This window comes from Psychrobacillus sp. NPDC093180 (assembly GCF_044754065.1).
Classification (GTDB): Bacteria; Bacillota; Bacilli; order Bacillales_A; family Planococcaceae; genus Psychrobacillus.
Map to the genome: position 1 here is coordinate 139894 of NZ_JBIVOJ010000005.1, position 19029 is coordinate 158922.

The window sequence follows — 19029 nt, forward strand, 5'->3', positions numbered from 1 at the left end:
CTTGTATGGCGATTCAAAAGAAAATACCATTACGTAAATGTGTTGCTACTGGTGAAATGTTCCCGAAAAAGGAAATGATTCGCATCGTTCGTTCAAAAGAAGGCGAAGTTACGGTCGATTTGACTGGAAAAAAATCAGGTCGTGGCGCATACGTATCTAAAACGATCGAAGCGGTAAACCAAGCGAAAAAGAAAAATTCGCTAGCCAATCATTTAGAAGCTTCAATTCCAAATGAAATATATGATGAATTGATCGTGATCATTGAAAGAGAAAAACTGAAATGACGATAGAGCAGCAGATTACCCAACTACTTGGACTTGCAACACGCGCAAGAAAGACGATATCTGGTGAAGAGCTAGTCGTCAAAGAAATTAGAAGCAAAAAAGCAAAACTTGTCATTTTAGCATCCGATGCTTCTGACAATACAGCGAAAAAATTGAATGATAAATGTGCATCTTTTAACGTTGAGCTGCATGTCTTTGGAGACCGGCACGATCTCGGACATGCGACGGGAAAAGAGGCCAGGGTGGCAATAGCCATTATGGATGACGGTTTCGCTAAAAAACTGTCCGGCCTTCTCAACGAATATAACCGGGGGTGAGCGAATGACTAAAATCAGAGTTCATGAATACGCGAAACAAATAGATAAATCGAGTAAAGAAGTTATAGAGCAACTAGGAAAGCTTAATATTCAAGTGAAGAATCATATGGCGATGCTTGAAGGAGATGCTGTCCAAAAACTAGACGGTATTTATAAAAAGTCTACCGCTAAACCTAGCAAACCAGCTCAAAATCAATCACAAGCAAAACCAGCTGGACAATCACAATCAAGACCAGCTGGACAATCACAATCAAGACCAGCAAACCAAAACCAATCAAGACCGGCAAACCAAGGAGCAGCAAGACCATCTCAAGGGAATGCTAGCCAAGGTTCAAACAACCAATCAAAAGATAAAAAGCCTTTTAATAACAATAATCGCCCAGGCGGAAATAACCGACCAGGCGGCCAAAATAGACCAGGTGGACAAAACAGACCAGGTCAAAAATTCCAAAAAAGAAGAAAAGGCCCAACAACGCCTGTGCAACCGCCAGTACCAAGAAAAGAAAGAGAGCTTCCTGAAAAAATTACATTTACTGAGTCATTAACAGTAATGGAATTAGCGAAAAAACTTGGTCGTGAACCAGCAGAAATTATTAAAAAATTATTTTTACTTGGTGTAATGGCAACGATTAACCAAGAATTGGATAAGGATGCAATAGAGTTAATTTGTGCAGACTACGGGGTAGAAGTAGAAGAGGAAATTAAAATCGATATTACCGATTTAGAAGTACACTTCGAAAACTCTGAAGAAGACACAGCGAACTTAACAGAACGTCCACCAGTTGTAACCATTATGGGACATGTTGACCACGGTAAAACAACTTTACTAGACTCCATCCGTCATACGAAAGTTACGGCTGGTGAAGCAGGTGGGATTACACAACATATCGGTGCTTACCAAGTTGTAGAAAACGGCAAAAAGATTACATTCCTAGACACACCAGGACATGCTGCGTTTACAACAATGCGTGCACGTGGAGCTAAAATAACGGATATTACGATTCTTGTAGTTGCAGCAGATGATGGTGTAATGCCACAAACAGTTGAAGCGATCAATCACGCAAAAGCTGCGGAAGTACCAATCATCGTTGCAGTAAACAAAATGGATAAACCAGCTGCAAACCCAGATCGTGTAATGCAAGAGCTAACTGAACATGGTTTAGTTCCTGAAGCATGGGGTGGGGAAACAATTTTCGTTCCAATTTCTGCGTTAAAAGGTGAAGGAATTGATAGCCTGCTGGAAATGGTATTGTTAGTATCAGAAGTTGGAGAACTAACTGCAAATCCAAAACGTCTTGCAATAGGTTCTGTTATTGAAGCTCAACTTGATAAAGGTAGAGGGTCAGTTGCTACACTATTAGTACAAGATGGAACACTAAATGTCGGAGATCCTATTGTAGTAGGTCATGCATTTGGGCGTGTACGTGCAATGGTGAATGATTTAGGACGTCGTGTTAAATCAGCAGGTCCATCCACACCAGTAGAAATTACAGGATTAAATGAAGTACCACAAGCAGGAGACCGTTTCGTCGTGTTTGAAGACGAAAAAACTGCTCGACAAGTTGGGGAGACACGTGCTTCTCATGCACAAGTTAACCAACGCTCTGAAAAAGCTCGTGTGACATTAGACAATTTATTTGATCAAATGAAGCAAGGGGAAATGAAAGAGCTTAACTTAATCGTAAAAGCAGACGTACAAGGTACAGTGGAAGCAATGGCTGCTTCTCTTATGAAAATTGAAGTAGAAGGTGTAAATGTTCGAATCATTCACACTGGTGCAGGAGCTATTACTGAATCAGATATTACGCTTGCTGCTGCTTCTAACGCAATCGTAATCGGATTCAATGTAAGACCAGATACAAATGCTAAACGTGCAGCGGACCAAGAAGGCGTAGACATTCGCTTACACCGCGTTATTTATAAAGTAATCGAAGAAATTGAATCTGCGATGAAAGGATTACTTGATCCTGAATTCCAAGAGAAAATTATTGGTCAAGCGGAAGTTCGTGAAACATTTAAAGTATCAAAAGTTGGAACGATTGCTGGTTCCTATGTCATCGAAGGTAAAATTACAAGAGACAGCGGTGTTCGTATTATCCGTGACTCTATCGTTATTTTCGAAGGCGAATTAGATACATTAAAACGTTTTAAAGATGACGCAAAAGAAGTGGCAAGAGGATATGAATGTGGTATTACGATTAAAAACTTCAATGATATTAAAGAAGGCGACATTATCGAAGCTTACATTATGGAAGAGATTAAACGATAATGATTGTATATGCAGAGTGTGATTTTCTCATTCCTACTGCACATTCCTTGAAAGAAAAAAGAGCAGTTCTTCAACGAACGCTCTCTCGTACGAAACAAAAGTTCAATGTTTCTATTTCGGAAATTGATCACCAAGATGTATGGCAGCGGACGACTATTGGAATAGTTTGTGTTGCGTCTGGGAAGGATGCTGCAAAGCGAGAGCTTACGCATGCGATCAACCATTTGGAATCTTTTCCGGAATGGGAATGCATTGATATAAGACAAGAACATTTATGATAGAAAATGAGGTGTAGCCATCATGTCGATGCGCGCTAACCGAGTTGCAGAACAAATGAAAAAAGAGCTAGGCGAGATTATTGGCCGAAAACTAAAAGATCCTCGTATCGGTTTTGTTACGGTAACAGATGTTGCAGTAACAGGAGATTTACAGCAAGCGACAATTTATGTAACTGTCCTTGATGGAAACAAAGAAGATACGTTAAAAGCTTTAGAAAAAGCAAAAGGATTTATCCGTTCGGAAATCGGACAACGTATTAGATTACGTATCACGCCTGAACTGTTATTTCAATTTGACGAGTCTGCAGCTTACGGTAATCGAATAGATGATTTACTAAGACAGATCAACAAATCATCTGAAGAGTAAAAAACAAAGAAGTCTGCTTAACAAAATGAGCAGACTTCTTTGTTGTATATTATGAAACTAGAGGTGAAGTACATGTACGAAGGTATACTTCCGTTATGGAAAGAAAAAGGAATGACTTCTCACGATTGTGTATTTAAACTACGCAAAATATTAAAAATGAAACGAATCGGTCATACAGGAACATTAGATCCAAGTGTAGAAGGGGTTCTGCCTATTTGTTTAGGGCAAGCAACAAAAGTATCAGAATATATTATGAACGAAGGTAAGACATATATAGCAACCGTTTCGATAGGTTCATCTACTTCTACTGAAGATGCAGACGGAGAAGTAATCGAACAAAATAAGGAAGAAAAGCACTTTTCAAAAGCACAAATTTTAGAAGTTCTTAAACAACTGACTGGTGAAATTACTCAAACCCCTCCCATGTTTTCTGCTGTGAAGGTGAATGGTAAAAAACTATATGAATATGCAAGAGAAGGAAAAGAAGTAGAACGTCCGAGTAGACAAGTAACAATTTATAAGCTGAACTTGCTTGATGAACAAGAAGAATTTTTTGGAGAAAATGTCACGTTCACGATTGAAATAGGATGCAGCAAAGGGACGTATATTCGTACACTTGCCGTGCAAATTGGAGAGCTACTTGGCTATCCTGCCCATATGGCTTCATTAGTACGAACAACCTCAGGTAATTTTACGAAAGAACAATGCTTAACATTACAAGAAGTACAACAAGCAGTCGAAAATGATCAGTTAAACGATGCTATTTTACCCTTGAAAGAGGCGCTCGGCCATTGGCCAACAATTGAAATAACAGAAGAAACCAAAAAGAGTATTTTGAACGGCCAGGTAATAGAATCTCATCCACTATTAGAAACGAATGATAAAATCGTATACGCTATAAATTCCAATCCGATTGCTATTTATATTAAACATCCAACAAAAAATGGTATGATGAAACCAGAAAAAATGTTTTCAGCTTAAAAAAGGAGATTAGTATGGAAGTATATCACGTATCTTACCCGAACCATTTATTTAAAAACGAAACAAATGATGCCTATGCTTTAGCAATTGGCTTCTTTGATGGAGTACATGCTGGTCATCAAGCGGTCATCCAAGAAGCTTTAAATAAAGGAAAAGAACGAAATATTAAAACGGCTGTTATGACTTTCGATCCGCATCCATCGTTAGTTCTTGGAGGCAGAAAAGAACAAATTTTTTATATAACTCCTCTTGAACAAAAAATAGAAATATTAAAAGAGCTGCAAGTAGATGCTGTTTTCGTTGTGCGTTTTACATCTGACTTTGCGAGACTTACTCCTGCCGAATTTATCGAATCGTTTATCAAACAAGCAAATGTAAAGCATGTTACTGCAGGCTTTGATTTTTCATTTGGAGCATTTGGGAAAGGAACGATGGAAGACATGGAACAGCTTTCAGAGGGTAAATATACCGTCACTGTCGTTGGTAAACAAGAACTATCTGGAGAGAAAATTAGCTCTACTAGAATAAGAGAAGAGCTAAAAGCAGGAAATATGGAAAACGTAAAAGAACTACTAGGACGACCTTTCATGTTATCCGGGGTTGTTGTTCATGGAGATAAACGAGGGAGAACAATCGACTTCCCAACCGCCAATATCCAACCGACTGAAGGGCAATACACACCCGCAACTGGAGTGTACGCCGTGAAAATTCGTGTGCAAGAAAAATGGTATGAGGGAGTTTGTAATGTTGGATATAAGCCGACGTTTAATAATCCCGATGAAAAAAAGCTATCGATTGAAGTACATATTTTTGATTTTGATCAATCTATTTACGGAGAAGAAGTTGTCGTACATTGGTATAAGAGAATTCGCTCGGAGCAAAAATTCAATGGAATAGATGAATTAAAAGCACAAATTACAAAGGATAAATTAGTAGCAATCGATTATTTCGGACAAGCATAATTTGTTGCTTCGTATAAAATAATATGTTATTCTGTAAAAGTACAAAATTGTACTTAACCTTTCCTTGGCTTTTTCGATTCTCCAACGATTGCTCAGGAACAGGGGATATTATGAATTTTAGGAGGAAACAAACATGGCAATTACTCAAGAACGTAAAAACGAATTGATCGCTGAGTTCAGAACTCACGAAAGCGATACTGGATCTGCAGATATTCAAATCGCAATCCTTACTGAAGAAATCAATTCTTTAAACGAACATTTACGTACACACAAGAAAGATCACCACTCACGTCGTGGTCTATTCAAAATGGTTGGACGTCGCCGTAACTTGTTAAAATACTTACGTGAAAACGAAGTACAACGTTACCGTGAGCTAATCGCAAAACTTGGTTTACGTCGATAAGATACCACCTAAGAAAGCGGGATTTATCCCGCTTTTTCTTTTGTCTATGAAACTATAAACTGGTGCTGTGTGGATGGGTAAATCTAGACCTATTTACTTGTGAAAGGCTCCTATAGGAAGTAAGTTATACAGCCGTTACGACAAAATGTCGATAGCTTAGACTGTATTCCGCTAACATAGGTGCTTGCGCGTAAAATACTTCGCATAGTTTGAGTTTTTTTGATACACTACTTATGATACATATAACTTTTATATACGCTATTTCAAGCAGTTTTGAAGTTGAGAGGAGTTTAGATTAAATGAGTGAAAAGAAAGTGTTTACGTACGAATGGGCAGGGCGTCCACTATCAGTAGAAATTGGACAACTTGCAAAGCAAGCAAATGGAGCAGTACTAGTTAGATACGGTGATACAAGTGTATTATCAGTTGCAACTGCTTCTAAACAACCGAAAAATTTAGATTTCTTCCCATTAACAGTGAACTATGAAGAAAAATTATACGCGGTTGGTAAAATTCCTGGTGGATTTATTAAACGAGAAGGACGTCCCTCTGAAAGAGCGATTTTAACTAGTCGTTTAATCGACCGTCCTATTCGACCATTATTTCCAGATGGTTTCCGCAATGAAGTACAAGTAATTTCCATCGTTATGTCCGTGGATCAAAACTGCTCATCTGAGATGGCAGCTATGCTAGGTTCTTCTTTAGCACTTAGTGTGTCAGACATTCCATTTGATGGACCAATTGCAGGCGTTCAAGTAGGATTAATAGGGGAAGAATTCATTATTAACCCAACTGTTGAACAAATGGAAAAAAGTACGCTCGATTTAACGGTTGCGGGAACAAAAGACGCGATTAATATGGTGGAAGCTGGAGCGAAAGAAGTTTCGGAGGAAGTCGTATTAGAAGCAATTATGTTCGGTCATAACGAAATCATTAAATTGATTGAGTTCCAAGAACAAGTAGTCGCTGAAATTGGAAAAGAGAAAAAAGAAATTCCTCTTTTTGAGCTAGACAAAGAGCTTTTTGAGGAAGTAAAAGGCATTTGCGAAACAAAACTTGTACAAGCTATTCAAGTACAAGAAAAACATGCACGCGAAGATGCTATTACGGAAGTAAAAAATGAAATATTAGAGCAATATACTGAAAAAGAAGCAGATGAAGCAACGTTAAAACAAGTAAAAGAAATTTTAGATGCAATGGTGAAAGAAGAAGTTCGCCGATTGATCACGGAAGAAAAAGTACGTCCAGATGGTCGTGGAGTAGCAGAAATTCGTCCGCTTGCTTCTGAAGTTGGCATTTTACCAAGAACACATGGTTCAGGCTTATTTACGCGTGGACAAACACAAGCATTGAGTATTTGTACTTTAGGGCCACTAGGCGATGTACAAATTATCGACGGTCTTGGTTTAGAAGAAACAAAACGTTTCATGCATCATTACAATTTCCCTCAGTTTAGCGTTGGGGAAACAGGTCCAATTCGTGCTCCAGGTCGTCGTGAAATAGGACATGGTGCCCTTGGTGAGCGTGCATTAGAGGCAGTGATTCCAGACGAATCGGATTTCCCATATACACTTCGTTTAGTAGCAGAAGTATTAGAATCGAATGGTTCTACATCTCAAGCTAGTATTTGTGCATCAACACTTGCGATGATGGATGCCGGTGTTCCACTAAAAGCTCCTGTTGCAGGTATTGCAATGGGTCTAGTGAAAAAAGGCGAAAACTACACGATTTTAACCGATATTCAAGGGATGGAAGATCATCTAGGAGATATGGACTTTAAAGTTGCAGGTACTTCTAAAGGGATTACAGCTCTTCAAATGGACATTAAAATCGACGGATTATCTAAAGCCATTTTAGAAGAAGCATTAGAACAAGCGAAAATTGGTCGTATGCAGATTTTAGAAAGCATGCTTGCAACAATTAACCAACCACGTGAGAAATTATCTCAATACGCACCGAAAATCACCATGATCAAGATCAATCCGGACAAAATCCGCGATGTAATCGGACCTGGTGGTAAACAGATCAATAAAATCATTGATGAAACTGGCGTAAAAATTGATACAGAACAAGATGGTACAATTTATATTGCATCTCCAGATGAAGAAATGATTGCACGTGCAAAACAAATCATTGAAGATATCGTTCGCGTAGCCCAAGTAGGCGAATATTATTTAGGAAAAGTAAAACGAATTGAAAAATTCGGTGCTTTCGTAGAAATATTCAACGGAAAAGATGGTCTCCTGCACATTTCAGAAATTCAAGAAGAACGTACGAAAAATGTAGAAGATGTGCTTAAACTAGGAGACGAACTTCTAGTAAAAGTAATCGAAATTGACAATCAAGGTCGCGTAAACTTATCACGTAAAGTTGTATTAAAAGAAGAAAAAGAACGTGAAGAGCAAAAAGAACAGCAATAAATAAATAGTTTAATGTGATAAAATAGGTTGACCGTAGCATTTATTACTACGGCAACTTTTTTTAATACATGAATAACTTAATGAATAACATAGACAGAGGTGTAATATTGATAAAGAAAATTACTTGTAATAACGGGCTTCGAATTGTTGCAGAACAGATTCCTCATGTACGTTCCGTAGCTGTTGGAATATGGGTGCAAGCTGGTTCTAGGTTCGAGCTTCCAGAAGAGAACGGTTTAACACATTTTATTGAACATATGTTGTTTAAAGGAACAAATAAAAGAACCGCTAAACAAATAGCGGAAGAGTTCGATCGTATTGGCGGAAATATTAATGCATTTACCTCAAAAGAAAATACTTGTTATTATGCAAAAGTATTGGATCATCATGCATCACATGCAGTTGAAATACTTGCAGACATGTTCTTTAACTCGGTATTTGACCCAATCGAAATTGAAAAAGAACGCCAAGTCGTTTTAGAAGAAATAAACATGGTAGAAGATACACCAGATGATATCGTCCATGAGTATTTATGGAAAGAAATGTACGGCGATCATCCACTAGGTGCACCTATTTTAGGAACAGAGGAAACGCTGAATAGCTTTACGAAAGAAATGATTTTATCATATATGGAAAAGCACTACACTCCAGAAAACGTTGTTATTTCTATAGCAGGTAATATTCCAGAAGGTCTCACGGAAAAAATTGAATCGCTATTTGGTCAATTCACGTATAAGAAATCACAGGATAGAGCAGACTTTGCTACTCCAGTGATGAAACCCATTTTTACACAAAATAGTAGAGAAACAGAACAAGTGCATCTATGTTTAGCCTACCCTGGACTAGGGGTGAAGGCAGACAATATTTATAGCTTAGTCATTCTAAACAATATTTTAGGTGGAAGTATGTCCTCCAGACTATTCCAAGAAATCCGAGAAGACAAAGGGCTCGCATACTCCATTTACTCCTATCATTCTTCCTATGAGGATACAGGGATACTTGCGATTTATGGTGGTACTTCTAGCAATCAATTAAACGAATTGCAGTCTTCTATTAACGATACCATTCAAACCATTATTCAAAATGGATTAACAGAAACCGAAATATCCAGTGCAAAAGAGCAGCTAAAAGGAAATTTATTACTAGGCTTAGAAAGTACCAATGCACGTATGAGTCGCAATGGTAAAAATGAGTTATTATATGGAAAACATCGTTCACTTGATGAAGTGAGTGAAACAATAGATGAAGTTACGCTAACTTCTGTAATGGATTTAGCAAAAGAAATCTTTTCACACAAACCTGCAATCTCCATTATCATGCCTAAAAACGCCGATCAATCGTGATCGGCGTTTTTTTAAGGTGGCATTTTATAAATGCGCAACATATATTGCCGTACTCGCAACATTGGAGTACATTTGCGCAACGTTCTCCTTCAAACGCGCAACATTCAGGGGCATTTGCGCAACGTTTACAATAGAGTGTCCTATTCTACCTTCGTTTCAATCCAAGTAAACTTGTTATAGTAAGAATTGGTTGCTTTCCTCGACAAATTGGTTGTTCTCCCGATTATTTAGTTGCTTTCCGACTAGAATTGGTTGCTTTCAATGACTAGTTGGTTGCTCTAATCCAATTTCTGGATATTAAAATATAATCGCGAGGATTTTTGCTATGCCAGATACTATCCACAGGCATGGCCTCACACTATTTTAGCAAGTGAATCTGATCAGTAAGCAATTCCTCTACCCCCATTTACCACCATCTACCCCAGCGATACTTTCGACACTAAGATCCACTAAAAGCGGGATTGCTTTATTTCTTATTCACTTTGCTCAAAAATGCGCATATACATAAATAGAAAGAAATAAGGAGGGAAATGATTGTTACTTTCGGAACTGGCAGAAAAAGAGTTGATACAAGTGAGAGACGGTGCGAGATACGGGAAGTTAGCGGACACAGAACTACTCTTTAATCCAAAAACCGGTAAAATAGAAGGCTTTGAAGTATTTCAAAAGACGACATCTTTTTTTCAGGCTAACAAAACAAATAAGAAAAAAGAATTTATTGCTTGGAAAGAAATCATCCTTATTGGGAAAGATCGTATTTTATTCAATGAAACAGATTCCTCCAGTGAAGCAAGTGATTACTCATGAAAAAAAAGTGTGTCATTATTGGAACTGATCTACGCTTATCCTACTTCCACACTGCAATTAGTAAAGACTTAAATACAAAATTAGTTGCCACGATGACGTGGGATGATGAACTAAAAAATGCAATCGATCAATTTGAACCACAAATTGTTTTCCTACCGATTCACCCACTTAAAATGGAATGTCCTTTTATTCTACCAGCCTCATGTGAAGTACTATTTGTTGGCAAAAAAAATAAAGAAATCGATCAAGAAATAGAGCGTAAAGAGATTCAAGTTTTTTCCTATTTAGAAGATGAGCAATATATTTGGGATAATGCGAATTTGACTGCGGAAGGATTTATTAATTATTTTTATACGCATGAAAAACAGGCAATCTATAATAAGCAATTTATCATTACAGGCTACGGGAGAGTAGGGAAAAGACTTGCACATGCTTTGCATCACTTAGGTGCGAAAGTGGTCATTTCAGTGCGTTCCGAACATCAATTATTTGAAGCAAAAAGTTATGGTTATGCTATAGAAACATTGGAAAATGTATTGGATAAACAAAAAAGTAATTCCGCCTATTTGATCAATACCATACCATCTAAATGGTTAGAAAATACGCAGGCATCCTTGTTTAAACAAGTTTTTGATCTTGCCTCAAATCCTGGATGTTTACTCGATACTGAGGAAAATATCCCGCCTAATTATGCGCTTGCGACTAGTTTACCGGGCATGTATTTTCCACAAGATGCTGGTTTACTAATCGCCCAATCGGTTCAAAATCATTTGGCTTTTTTGAAGGGGGAAAAATCTAGTGGTAAAGGATCTTAGAATAGGTCTTGGTATTACTGCGTCTCATTGTACTTATGAGGAAGTAATACCAATGATTAAACAGTTTACGGATTTGGGCGCGGTAGTCGTGCCGATTATCACGTACTCTGTGTTAACTGCAGCAACCCGTTTTGGAACGGGAGAGGAATGGATTGAAAAAATTGAAGCTGCTAGTGGCAGTAAAGTAATTTCTAAAATTGTAGAAGCGGAGCCTTTTGGGCCAACTAATCCGCTCGATTGCATGGTCATTGCGCCGATGACTGGAAATTCAATTAGTAAACTGGCAAATGCGCAAACAGATTCGCCTGTATTAATGGCGGCGAAAGCGACCTTACGAAATGGAAAACCAGTAGTACTTGGTATCTCCACAAACGATGCATTAGGATTAAATGGTATGAACATTATGAAACTTTTATCGACAAAAAATATTTATTTTATACCTTTCGGTCAAGACAATCCTCACTCGAAACCAAACTCGCTAATTGCTGATTTCACAAGGATTGTGCCTACTGTGGAGCATGCTATTCAGAAAAAACAACTACAGCCTTTACTCATTACGTATTCATCATAAATATAAATAGAGATGTATTTTCATGTATAATATGATACAATATCGCCAATATGTTTTGATTTTAGGAGGAGAGCTTTTATGTCACAAGGTTACACAGTAGCAGTAGTAGGAGCGACAGGTGCTGTCGGTCAAAAAATTATCGAAAAGTTAGTAGAAAGAAGCTTTCCATATTCAAAGCTAAAGCTTTTAGCTTCCAAACGTTCTGCAGGTAAAGAAGTGGAAGTTAAAGGTTTAACATATACGCTTGAGGAAGCAACACCAGAATCATTTGAAGGAGTAGATATTGCCTTTTTCTCGGCAGGTGGCTCTATTTCGAAAGTACTGGCAAAAGAAGCAGTTAGTCGCGGAGCAATTGTTGTCGACAATACAAGTGCTTTTCGAATGGATAAAGACACACCACTTGTCGTTCCAGAAGTAAATAAACAAGCGTTACATGAGCATCAAGGGATTATTGCTAATCCAAATTGTTCTACTATTCAGATGGTTGCCGCACTTGAACCTATTCGAAAAGAATATGGTCTAAACAAAGTCGTTGTCTCTACTTACCAAGCAGTTTCAGGTGCAGGAGCAGCAGCGATTGATGAGTTAATAACACAAAGTGAAGCGATTAAAGAACCAAATCCGCATCCTGCCATTTTACCTGTAAAAAGCGCTGAGAAGCATTACCCAATCGCTGGAAATGTAATTCCACAAATTGATGTATTTGAGGAAGATGGATTTACTTTTGAAGAGCATAAGATGATGAATGAAACGAAGAAGATTATGACACTTCCAAATCTATCGATTGCGGCAACTTGTGTACGTGTACCTGTCGTAACGGGTCATTCTGAATCTGTTTATATCGAGATAGATAAAGAGAATGTAACAGTGGATGAGTTGAAACAATTACTTTCGAATACAAAAGGGATCACTTTGCAAGATGCGCCTGAACAACAGCAATATCCGATGCCTTATTTTGCAACAGACAAAGACGATGTGTTTGTTGGACGTATAAGAAAGGATCCTTCTAATAGTAAAGGCTTCCACATGTGGATAGTGTCTGATAATCTATTAAAAGGAGCAGCACTTAACTCCATTCAAATCGCAGAAGCATTAATCGAGGAACGTATTTTAAAAGAGGTGTAAGATAATGAATATAGGTCATATTTCAACAGCGATGGTTACTCCGTTTTCAGAAGATGGTTCCATTGACTTTATCGCTACTGAGAAGTTAATTGAACATTTACTAGCTACTGGAACGGAATCACTCGTTGTATGTGGAACAACTGGAGAATCTCCAACATTATCAACGGATGAGAAGTTAGAACTCTTTAAGTTCGTAGTAGAGAAAGTAAACAAACGTGTTCCTATTATTGCAGGGACGGGAAGTAATAATACAGCAGCATCGATTGACTTGTCGCAAAAAGCAGAAGCGCTTGGTGTAGATGCACTGATGCTCGTTGTACCGTATTACAACAAACCAAATCAACGAGGAATGATTGCGCATTTTGAAGCAGTGGCAAATGCGACAACATTACCGATTGTTGTCTATAATATTCCAGGACGTTCAGTTGTCAATTTAGAAGCGGATTCCATGATCGCTCTAAGTAAAATTCCATCCATTCAAATCGCAAAAGAGGCGAGTGGGAATTTAGATCAAATGACTAAAATTTTAGCAGGTACAGATGAAAGTTTCCGTGTTTATAGTGGAGATGATGGATTAACTCTACCACTGCTTGCACTAGGAGGAGTTGGAGTTATTTCGGTTGCTTCTCACGTAATTGGGAACGATATGCAAGAAATGATACAAGCATTCTATGCCGGCGAACATCAAAAAGCGGCTAAAATTCATCAGGCTATTTTACCAGTTATAAATGGATTATTTGCACATCCGAATCCAGTAGTAGTGAAATATGCACTTTCCAAAGTGGGAGTGGAAGTAGGTTCACTTCGATTGCCACTAGTAGAAATGACAGAGGACGAGAAAAAAGTATACGATCTTATTTGGGAAGAATACTTGAAAAATAAATAATTTTTTACTAAAAAGACTGAGGAAAGTTAAAGTGTTCCCTTCGCTCGGGGCATTTTATTTTTCCTTTCCGTCTTTTTTTTATTTGTGTGATTCGTCGTCGTTCGATATAATAAAATCTAGTGGATGTTGGTCGGGTTAATAATAGGAGGAAAAGATTTGGTTAAAGTAAAAAATGAGCTTATTCGTATTATCCCACTCGGTGGAGTCGGAGAAATCGGAAAAGCAATGTATGTTGTAGAAATAGATGAAGAAATTTTCGTAGTAGATAGTGGACTTATGTTCCCTGAAAATGAAATGCTTGGAATTGATATTGTCATTCCAGATATTACGTATTTAGAAGAGAACAAGGATCGTGTAAAAGGAATCTTCTTAACGCATGGACATGAAGATGCAATCGGATCTATTTCTTATTTGTTGCAAAAAGTACAAGCACCTGTCTATGGTTCTAAATTGACGATTGCTTTGGCAAAAACGCATATTAAAGCATTACCTACGAAACAAGCGGTAAAATATTTTGAAGTCACAAACAAAAGCCGTATGAATTTCCAAAGTACGCATGTTACATTCTTCCACACAACACATAGTATTCCAGATTCACTTGGAATTGTTTTTCATACGTCGGAAGGTGCAATCGTTCATACAGGCGAATTTAAATTTGATCAATCAGCAAAAGGAAAGTATCGTCCGGATATCGCTAAAATCGCTGGGTTAGGTGAAGAAGGAGTATTTATTCTTCTATCCGATTCAACGGAAGCAGAACGACCAGGATATACAACTTCAGAAGCTGTTATTGAAAACCAGTTATCCGAAACATTCCACGCTGCACGTGGTCGTATTCTAGTAGCTTTATATGCATCTAATTTTATCCGTATTCAGCAAGTGTTAGATAAAGCGGCTGAGACAGGTAAAAAAGTAGCGATTGCTGGAAAAACGTTAGAAAACACGTTCCAAATTGGATTGGATCTTGGGTATTTCACTGTTCAAGAGGACACGCTTATTTCTATCAAAGAAATTGCAAAGCATGAAGATGAGAACGTTGTTGTTATCGTCTCTGGCAATCAAGGTGAACCGTTAGAGGCGTTAGAAAAAATGATTCGTAAACACCACAAAGATATTAGAATTAAAGACACAGACACTGTATTAATCACGTTCACTCCTTCACCAGGAATGGAAGTTGGCATGTACCAAACGATGAACCAAATCGCAAAAGTAGGGGCAAAAGTTTTAACTGCTAGCAAAAATGTTCATGTATCTGGACATGGTAGCCAAGAAGATTTAAAAATGATGCTTAACTTAACGAAGCCAAAATACTTTATCCCGATTCAAGGGGAGTATCGCATGTTAATGGCTCACTCGAAAGTAGCGCAAGACATTGGTATGACAAAATCCGAAATATTTATCGCAGATAAAGGGGATATTGTCGAATATAAAAACGGTAAAATGCGAATGAGCGGCAGAGTTCAAGCCGGTAATGTACTAATTGATGGAATCGGTATAGGAGATGTTGGGAATATCGTTTTACGTGACCGTAAGCTTCTTTCCCAAGACGGTATCTTTATCGTAGTCGTTACATTGAACCGCGCCCAAAAGAAAATAGCGTCTGGTCCAGAAATTCTTTCGAGAGGATTCGTCTATGTACGAGAATCAGAGGAACTAATGGAGGAATCGGCGCGACTAGTTCGAACAATTGTTGAGAAATATGTGAATAAAGAAACGTTTGAATGGACAAACATAAAACAAGAAATCCGTGATACGCTAAATTCATATTTATTCCAACAAACTAAACGCCGTCCAATGATCATCCCGATTATTATGGAATATTAATATGGATAATAGAGGGATTTCCTTTCCGATTACGGAGGGAAATCCCTTTTTATAAGAGAGAAGAGAATATAAGCTTATCAATCCAAGACGCAGAAGAACAGTTCCCCTTGGGTTTCTGTCAAAGCGCTTGTACATTTTTTTTAGAAAGCAGGTGATATTGTTGGCACAACAGAAGAGAAAACCAGCAAAAAAAGCAGCACCGAAAAAAAAGTCCATGCATCCACTCATGTTTGAAATTATCGGATTGCTCATTATAGGACTAGCCATCATTGCCTTTTTTGAATATGGATTAGTAGGTCGGGGACTCGCTTATATGGGGTATTTCCTATTTGGAAACTGGCATATCGCCATACCATTTATGTTTATCGTATATGCACTTATCATAATGATGAAGCAAACTTTTCCCGCATGGAATCACCGATTATTATTGGGGAGTGGCTTTATATTAAGTAGTTTGTTGTTATTTAGTCACTTAGCTCTTTTTCAACAATTATTTGAAGGAAAAGGATTAATGACAAATTCAGTTTTACGAGAAAGCTATCGTGTGCTAGTAGAAAGTGGAGGTATTACCAACCAAACGAGCTCACTTGGAGGAGGCATAATTGGTGCTATTTTGTTTGCTTCGTTTCATGTTTTATTTGATTCCGCCGGAGCGAGGATTGCCGGCTGGCTGTTGCTATTAATAGGAATTATTTTATGGAGCGACAAAGCACTCGTACCGTTAGCTGTTGAGTTAGTACCGAAAGTAAGAGAAAAGTTAATGAATAGAAAGAAAAAGAAAAAGCCAGCACCTGCTAAAAAGACTTCCAGACGATCTAAGAAAGAACAGGTCCAAGAAGAAGCAGTGACTGTTCACGAGGAAGTATTGACAATTCGAGACCAAGAGGAGGTAGAACAAGTTACAGCACCGATTATTTCTGCCTTTACAGAACGAATCGTGAGAAAAGAAGAAAAAGTAGAACCACCAGAAGTAATAAGCGAACCAATCGAGATTAATATGGATACAGAAGAATTGGAAAATGAGGATTATCAGTTGCCACCAATTACTTTGCTAGATTCACCTGAGCATAGTGATCAAAGTGGTGAGTTAAATGCGCTCCAAGCAAATGCACAAAAATTAGAAAAGACATTTTTAAGCTTCGGCGTTAAAGCAAAAGTTACACAAGTGCATTTAGGTCCAGCGGTCACAAAATATGAAGTGCTGCCGGATGTTGGGGTAAAAGTAAGTCGGATTGTCAGTTTACATGATGATCTAGCGCTGGCACTTGCGGCGAGAGATATTCGTATTGAAGCTCCTATTCCTGGAAAGTCAGCTATTGGAATAGAAGTGCCGAACACAGAAGTGGCGATTGTAAGCTTGCGAGAAGTACTAGAATCAGAAGAAAATAACAAACCAAATTTAAAACTACTCATAGGGTTTGGCCGAGACGTAACAGGACAGGCCGTGCTTGCGCAGTTAAATAAAATGCCCCATTTACTAGTAGCAGGATCGACAGGTAGTGGGAAAAGTGTATGTATTAACGGAATCATCACTAGTATCATGATGCGCGCAAAACCGCATGAAGTAAAAATGATGATGATCGACCCCAAAATGGTAGAGTTAAATGTATACAATGGAATACCGCATTTACTAGCTCCTGTAGTTACAGATCCGAGAAAAGCATCACAAGCATTGAAAAAAATTGTTTCGGAAATGGAACGACGATATGATCTATTCTCTCATACCGGTACACGAAATATGGAAGGGTATAATGATTATATTGATAAATGGAACGAAGAAAATGAGGAAAAACATCCAAAGCTTCCCTACATTGTTGTCATCGTAGATGAGTTAGCGGATTTAATGATGGTAGCTTCCGGCGATGTGGAAGATTCTATTACACGATTAGCTCAAATGGCACGTGCTGCAGGTATCCATTTGATCATTGCGACACAAAGACCGAGTGTAGACGTTATTACTGGAATTATTAAAGCAAATATTCCTTCCCGTATTGCTTTTGCTGTGTCTTCTGCTATCGATTCACGCACCATACTAGATATGGGAGGGGCAGAAAAACTGCTAGGTCGAGGAGATATGTTATTTTTACCAGCCGGTAGCTCCAAACCGGTTCGTGTACAAGGTGCTTATTTATCAGATGCAGAAGTAGAACGTATGGTGGATTTTGTCATTGAACAGCAAAAAGCAAATTATCAGGAAGAAATGATACCAGATGAAGTGGAAGAATCACACGAACAAGTAGATAGAGATGAGTTGTATGATGACGCAGCACAATTGGTGACAGAAATGCAGACAGCGTCGGTTTCTCTCATCCAAAGAAGGTTTAGAGTGGGCTATTCTAGAGCGGCAAGAATCATCGATCAACTCGAAATGGGTGGGATAGTAGGACCATATGAAGGAAGTAAGCCACGCCAAGTACTTATTTCTAAAAACGCACTAGATCAGGACCCTATATGACAAAATGATTACAATTACATGAAGTTTCTGTAAAGTCAATAGTTAAAATATTAATAAAAGTATTTATTTTGAACTTTTAAAGTGTTATAGTATGACTGATTAGTAGGAATGTTTTACATCAGAGGTCTGCTCTCTAAAAATGGTGGTGTTTTTATATGACAATAAAAGTAGATCATCGTCCTTTATATCTTCGAGTGATTGATCGTATCAAAGAAGACATTGAAAATGGCATATTCAAGGAAAAGGAAAAGCTTCCTTCTGAATTTGAATTAGCCAAATCACTAGGTGTTAGTCGTGCAACATTAAGAGAAGCTCTGCGTTTATTGGAAGAAGAAAATGTCATTGTCAGACGACATGGAGTCGGGACTTTTGTTAATTCAAAACCCGTCTTCACGTCTGGTATTGAACAACTTACAAGTGTGTCTTCCATGATTAGGAGAGTTGGTATGGAACCTGGTACTATTTATTTGAGTTCTATGCAATCGCTTCCAACTGAAGAAGACATAAAGCGCTTCCAATGTAAAGAAGAGCAATCGATTATTTCAATGGAACGAGTCCGTACTGCAAATGGAGAACCAGTTGTGTATTGTGTCGATAAAGTTCCAAAGAATTACTTGCCTAATGATTTTCTCATTAGAGAAGAAGGCTCTATTTTTACTGCATTGGAGGAATCTGGAGACATACGTGTATCTCATGCGGTCGCGTTTATAGACCCTGTAGGATACCATGAAGTTGCTTCGCCAACTTTGAATTGTGAACCGGAAACTTCTTTGCTTGTGTTAAAACAACTTCATTATGATGAAAACGATCGTGTGGTTTTGTATTCGAAAAATTATTTTCGGGCAGATAAATTTAGCTTTCATGTTGTTCGGAAAAGGGTGTAAAATGCTTTAAATTCCTGCTAATAAGAAAAAAAGAAAAT

At 38.0% G+C, this 19029-nt stretch carries 18 protein-coding genes; all 18 read left to right on the forward strand.

The annotated features are described in order from the left end of the window. The first annotated feature begins 5 nt into the window (after positions 1–5). The 18 genes from rnpM to ACIP9W_RS09305 all read left to right on the forward strand — a co-directional run bounded on the left by rnpM (position 6) and on the right by ACIP9W_RS09305 (position 18991). Positions 6–284 carry an RNase P modulator RnpM gene (gene rnpM, locus ACIP9W_RS09220; protein WP_093263079.1) on the forward strand — a complete coding sequence of 93 codons (279 nt, stop codon included), beginning with the start codon at positions 6–8 and terminating at the stop codon, positions 282–284. Further along, positions 281–601, forward strand: a complete 321-nt coding sequence (locus tag ACIP9W_RS09225; RefSeq protein WP_093263075.1) for a YlxQ family RNA-binding protein — start codon at positions 281–283, stop codon at positions 599–601. Before rnpM ends, ACIP9W_RS09225 begins: the two co-directional genes overlap by 4 nt. Positions 602–605: 4 nt before the next feature. Next, entirely contained in the window at positions 606–2870 is a 2265-nt protein-coding gene (gene infB, locus ACIP9W_RS09230) for a translation initiation factor IF-2 (protein ID WP_400788412.1), read from the forward strand. After that, positions 2870–3148 (forward strand): DUF503 domain-containing protein, encoded by a 279-nt coding sequence (locus tag ACIP9W_RS09235; protein ID WP_142537799.1) that lies wholly within the window; start codon positions 2870–2872, stop codon positions 3146–3148. Before infB ends, ACIP9W_RS09235 begins: the two co-directional genes overlap by 1 nt. Positions 3149–3170: 22 nt before the next feature. Continuing rightward, positions 3171–3515 carry a 30S ribosome-binding factor RbfA gene (gene rbfA, locus ACIP9W_RS09240; protein ID WP_282245319.1) on the forward strand — a complete coding sequence of 115 codons (345 nt, stop codon included), beginning with the start codon at positions 3171–3173 and terminating at the stop codon, positions 3513–3515. A gap of 72 nt (positions 3516–3587) precedes the next feature. Beyond that, the gene (truB, locus tag ACIP9W_RS09245) at positions 3588–4496 is read left to right on the forward strand and encodes a tRNA pseudouridine(55) synthase TruB (RefSeq protein ID WP_400788415.1); all 909 of its coding nucleotides are present in this window, start codon (positions 3588–3590) and stop codon (positions 4494–4496) included. Between the two features lie 14 nt (positions 4497–4510). Continuing rightward, positions 4511–5458: a riboflavin biosynthesis protein RibF gene (ribF, locus tag ACIP9W_RS09250; RefSeq protein ID WP_400788417.1), complete on the forward strand. Its 948-nt coding sequence runs from the start codon at positions 4511–4513 to the stop codon at positions 5456–5458. Positions 5459–5591: 133 nt separating this feature from the next. Beyond that, positions 5592–5861 carry a 30S ribosomal protein S15 gene (rpsO, locus tag ACIP9W_RS09255; RefSeq protein ID WP_053589935.1) on the forward strand — a complete coding sequence of 90 codons (270 nt, stop codon included), beginning with the start codon at positions 5592–5594 and terminating at the stop codon, positions 5859–5861. Positions 5862–6160: 299 nt separating this feature from the next. After that, the gene (gene pnp / locus ACIP9W_RS09260; protein ID WP_400788420.1) at positions 6161–8281 is read left to right on the forward strand and encodes a polyribonucleotide nucleotidyltransferase; all 2121 of its coding nucleotides are present in this window, start codon (positions 6161–6163) and stop codon (positions 8279–8281) included. A gap of 107 nt (positions 8282–8388) precedes the next feature. Continuing rightward, positions 8389–9624, forward strand: a complete 1236-nt coding sequence (locus ACIP9W_RS09265) for a M16 family metallopeptidase (RefSeq protein ID WP_400788423.1) — start codon at positions 8389–8391, stop codon at positions 9622–9624. A gap of 534 nt (positions 9625–10158) precedes the next feature. After that, positions 10159–10431, forward strand: a complete 273-nt coding sequence (locus ACIP9W_RS09270) for a YlmC/YmxH family sporulation protein (RefSeq protein ID WP_282245306.1) — start codon at positions 10159–10161, stop codon at positions 10429–10431. Next, on the forward strand, positions 10428–11246 hold the full coding sequence (locus ACIP9W_RS09275; protein WP_400788425.1) for an NAD(P)-dependent oxidoreductase: 819 nt from the start codon (positions 10428–10430) through the stop codon (positions 11244–11246). The genes ACIP9W_RS09270 and ACIP9W_RS09275 overlap by 4 nt, the downstream gene beginning before the upstream one ends. Beyond that, entirely contained in the window at positions 11230–11817 is a 588-nt protein-coding gene (locus ACIP9W_RS09280) for a dipicolinate synthase subunit B (protein ID WP_142537807.1), read from the forward strand. The genes ACIP9W_RS09275 and ACIP9W_RS09280 overlap by 17 nt, the downstream gene beginning before the upstream one ends. Positions 11818–11895: 78 nt before the next feature. Beyond that, on the forward strand, positions 11896–12942 hold the full coding sequence (locus tag ACIP9W_RS09285) for an aspartate-semialdehyde dehydrogenase (protein WP_400788428.1): 1047 nt from the start codon (positions 11896–11898) through the stop codon (positions 12940–12942). 4 nt (positions 12943–12946) lie between these two features. After that, positions 12947–13828, forward strand: a complete 882-nt coding sequence (gene dapA / locus ACIP9W_RS09290) for a 4-hydroxy-tetrahydrodipicolinate synthase (RefSeq protein ID WP_400788430.1) — start codon at positions 12947–12949, stop codon at positions 13826–13828. 156 nt (positions 13829–13984) lie between these two features. After that, positions 13985–15652 carry a ribonuclease J gene (locus ACIP9W_RS09295; RefSeq protein WP_400788432.1) on the forward strand — a complete coding sequence of 556 codons (1668 nt, stop codon included), beginning with the start codon at positions 13985–13987 and terminating at the stop codon, positions 15650–15652. Between the two features lie 214 nt (positions 15653–15866). Continuing rightward, positions 15867–18107 (forward strand): DNA translocase FtsK, encoded by a 2241-nt coding sequence (locus tag ACIP9W_RS09300; protein ID WP_400788761.1) that lies wholly within the window; start codon positions 15867–15869, stop codon positions 18105–18107. A 155-nt stretch (positions 18108–18262) separates the two neighbouring features. Next, entirely contained in the window at positions 18263–18991 is a 729-nt protein-coding gene (locus tag ACIP9W_RS09305) for a GntR family transcriptional regulator (RefSeq protein WP_282245292.1), read from the forward strand. The last annotated feature ends 38 nt before the right edge of the window (positions 18992–19029 follow it).

What these genes read in the sequence shown, in the direction of transcription:
- rnpM (WP_093263079.1), top strand. Translation starts at nt 6, where the DNA reads ATGGCGATTCAAAAGAAAATACCATTACGTAAATGTGTTGCTACTGGT.
- ACIP9W_RS09225 (WP_093263075.1), top strand. Translation starts at nt 281, where the DNA reads ATGACGATAGAGCAGCAGATTACCCAACTACTTGGACTTGCAACACGC.
- infB (WP_400788412.1), top strand. Translation starts at nt 606, where the DNA reads ATGACTAAAATCAGAGTTCATGAATACGCGAAACAAATAGATAAATCG.
- ACIP9W_RS09235 (WP_142537799.1), top strand. Translation starts at nt 2,870, where the DNA reads ATGATTGTATATGCAGAGTGTGATTTTCTCATTCCTACTGCACATTCC.
- rbfA (WP_282245319.1), top strand. Translation starts at nt 3,171, where the DNA reads ATGTCGATGCGCGCTAACCGAGTTGCAGAACAAATGAAAAAAGAGCTA.
- truB (WP_400788415.1), top strand. Translation starts at nt 3,588, where the DNA reads ATGTACGAAGGTATACTTCCGTTATGGAAAGAAAAAGGAATGACTTCT.
- ribF (WP_400788417.1), top strand. Translation starts at nt 4,511, where the DNA reads ATGGAAGTATATCACGTATCTTACCCGAACCATTTATTTAAAAACGAA.
- rpsO (WP_053589935.1), top strand. Translation starts at nt 5,592, where the DNA reads ATGGCAATTACTCAAGAACGTAAAAACGAATTGATCGCTGAGTTCAGA.
- pnp (WP_400788420.1), top strand. Translation starts at nt 6,161, where the DNA reads ATGAGTGAAAAGAAAGTGTTTACGTACGAATGGGCAGGGCGTCCACTA.
- ACIP9W_RS09275 (WP_400788425.1), top strand. Translation starts at nt 10,428, where the DNA reads ATGAAAAAAAAGTGTGTCATTATTGGAACTGATCTACGCTTATCCTAC.
- ACIP9W_RS09285 (WP_400788428.1), top strand. Translation starts at nt 11,896, where the DNA reads ATGTCACAAGGTTACACAGTAGCAGTAGTAGGAGCGACAGGTGCTGTC.
- dapA (WP_400788430.1), top strand. Translation starts at nt 12,947, where the DNA reads ATGAATATAGGTCATATTTCAACAGCGATGGTTACTCCGTTTTCAGAA.
- ACIP9W_RS09300 (WP_400788761.1), top strand. Translation starts at nt 15,867, where the DNA reads ATGCATCCACTCATGTTTGAAATTATCGGATTGCTCATTATAGGACTA.
- ACIP9W_RS09305 (WP_282245292.1), top strand. Translation starts at nt 18,263, where the DNA reads ATGACAATAAAAGTAGATCATCGTCCTTTATATCTTCGAGTGATTGAT.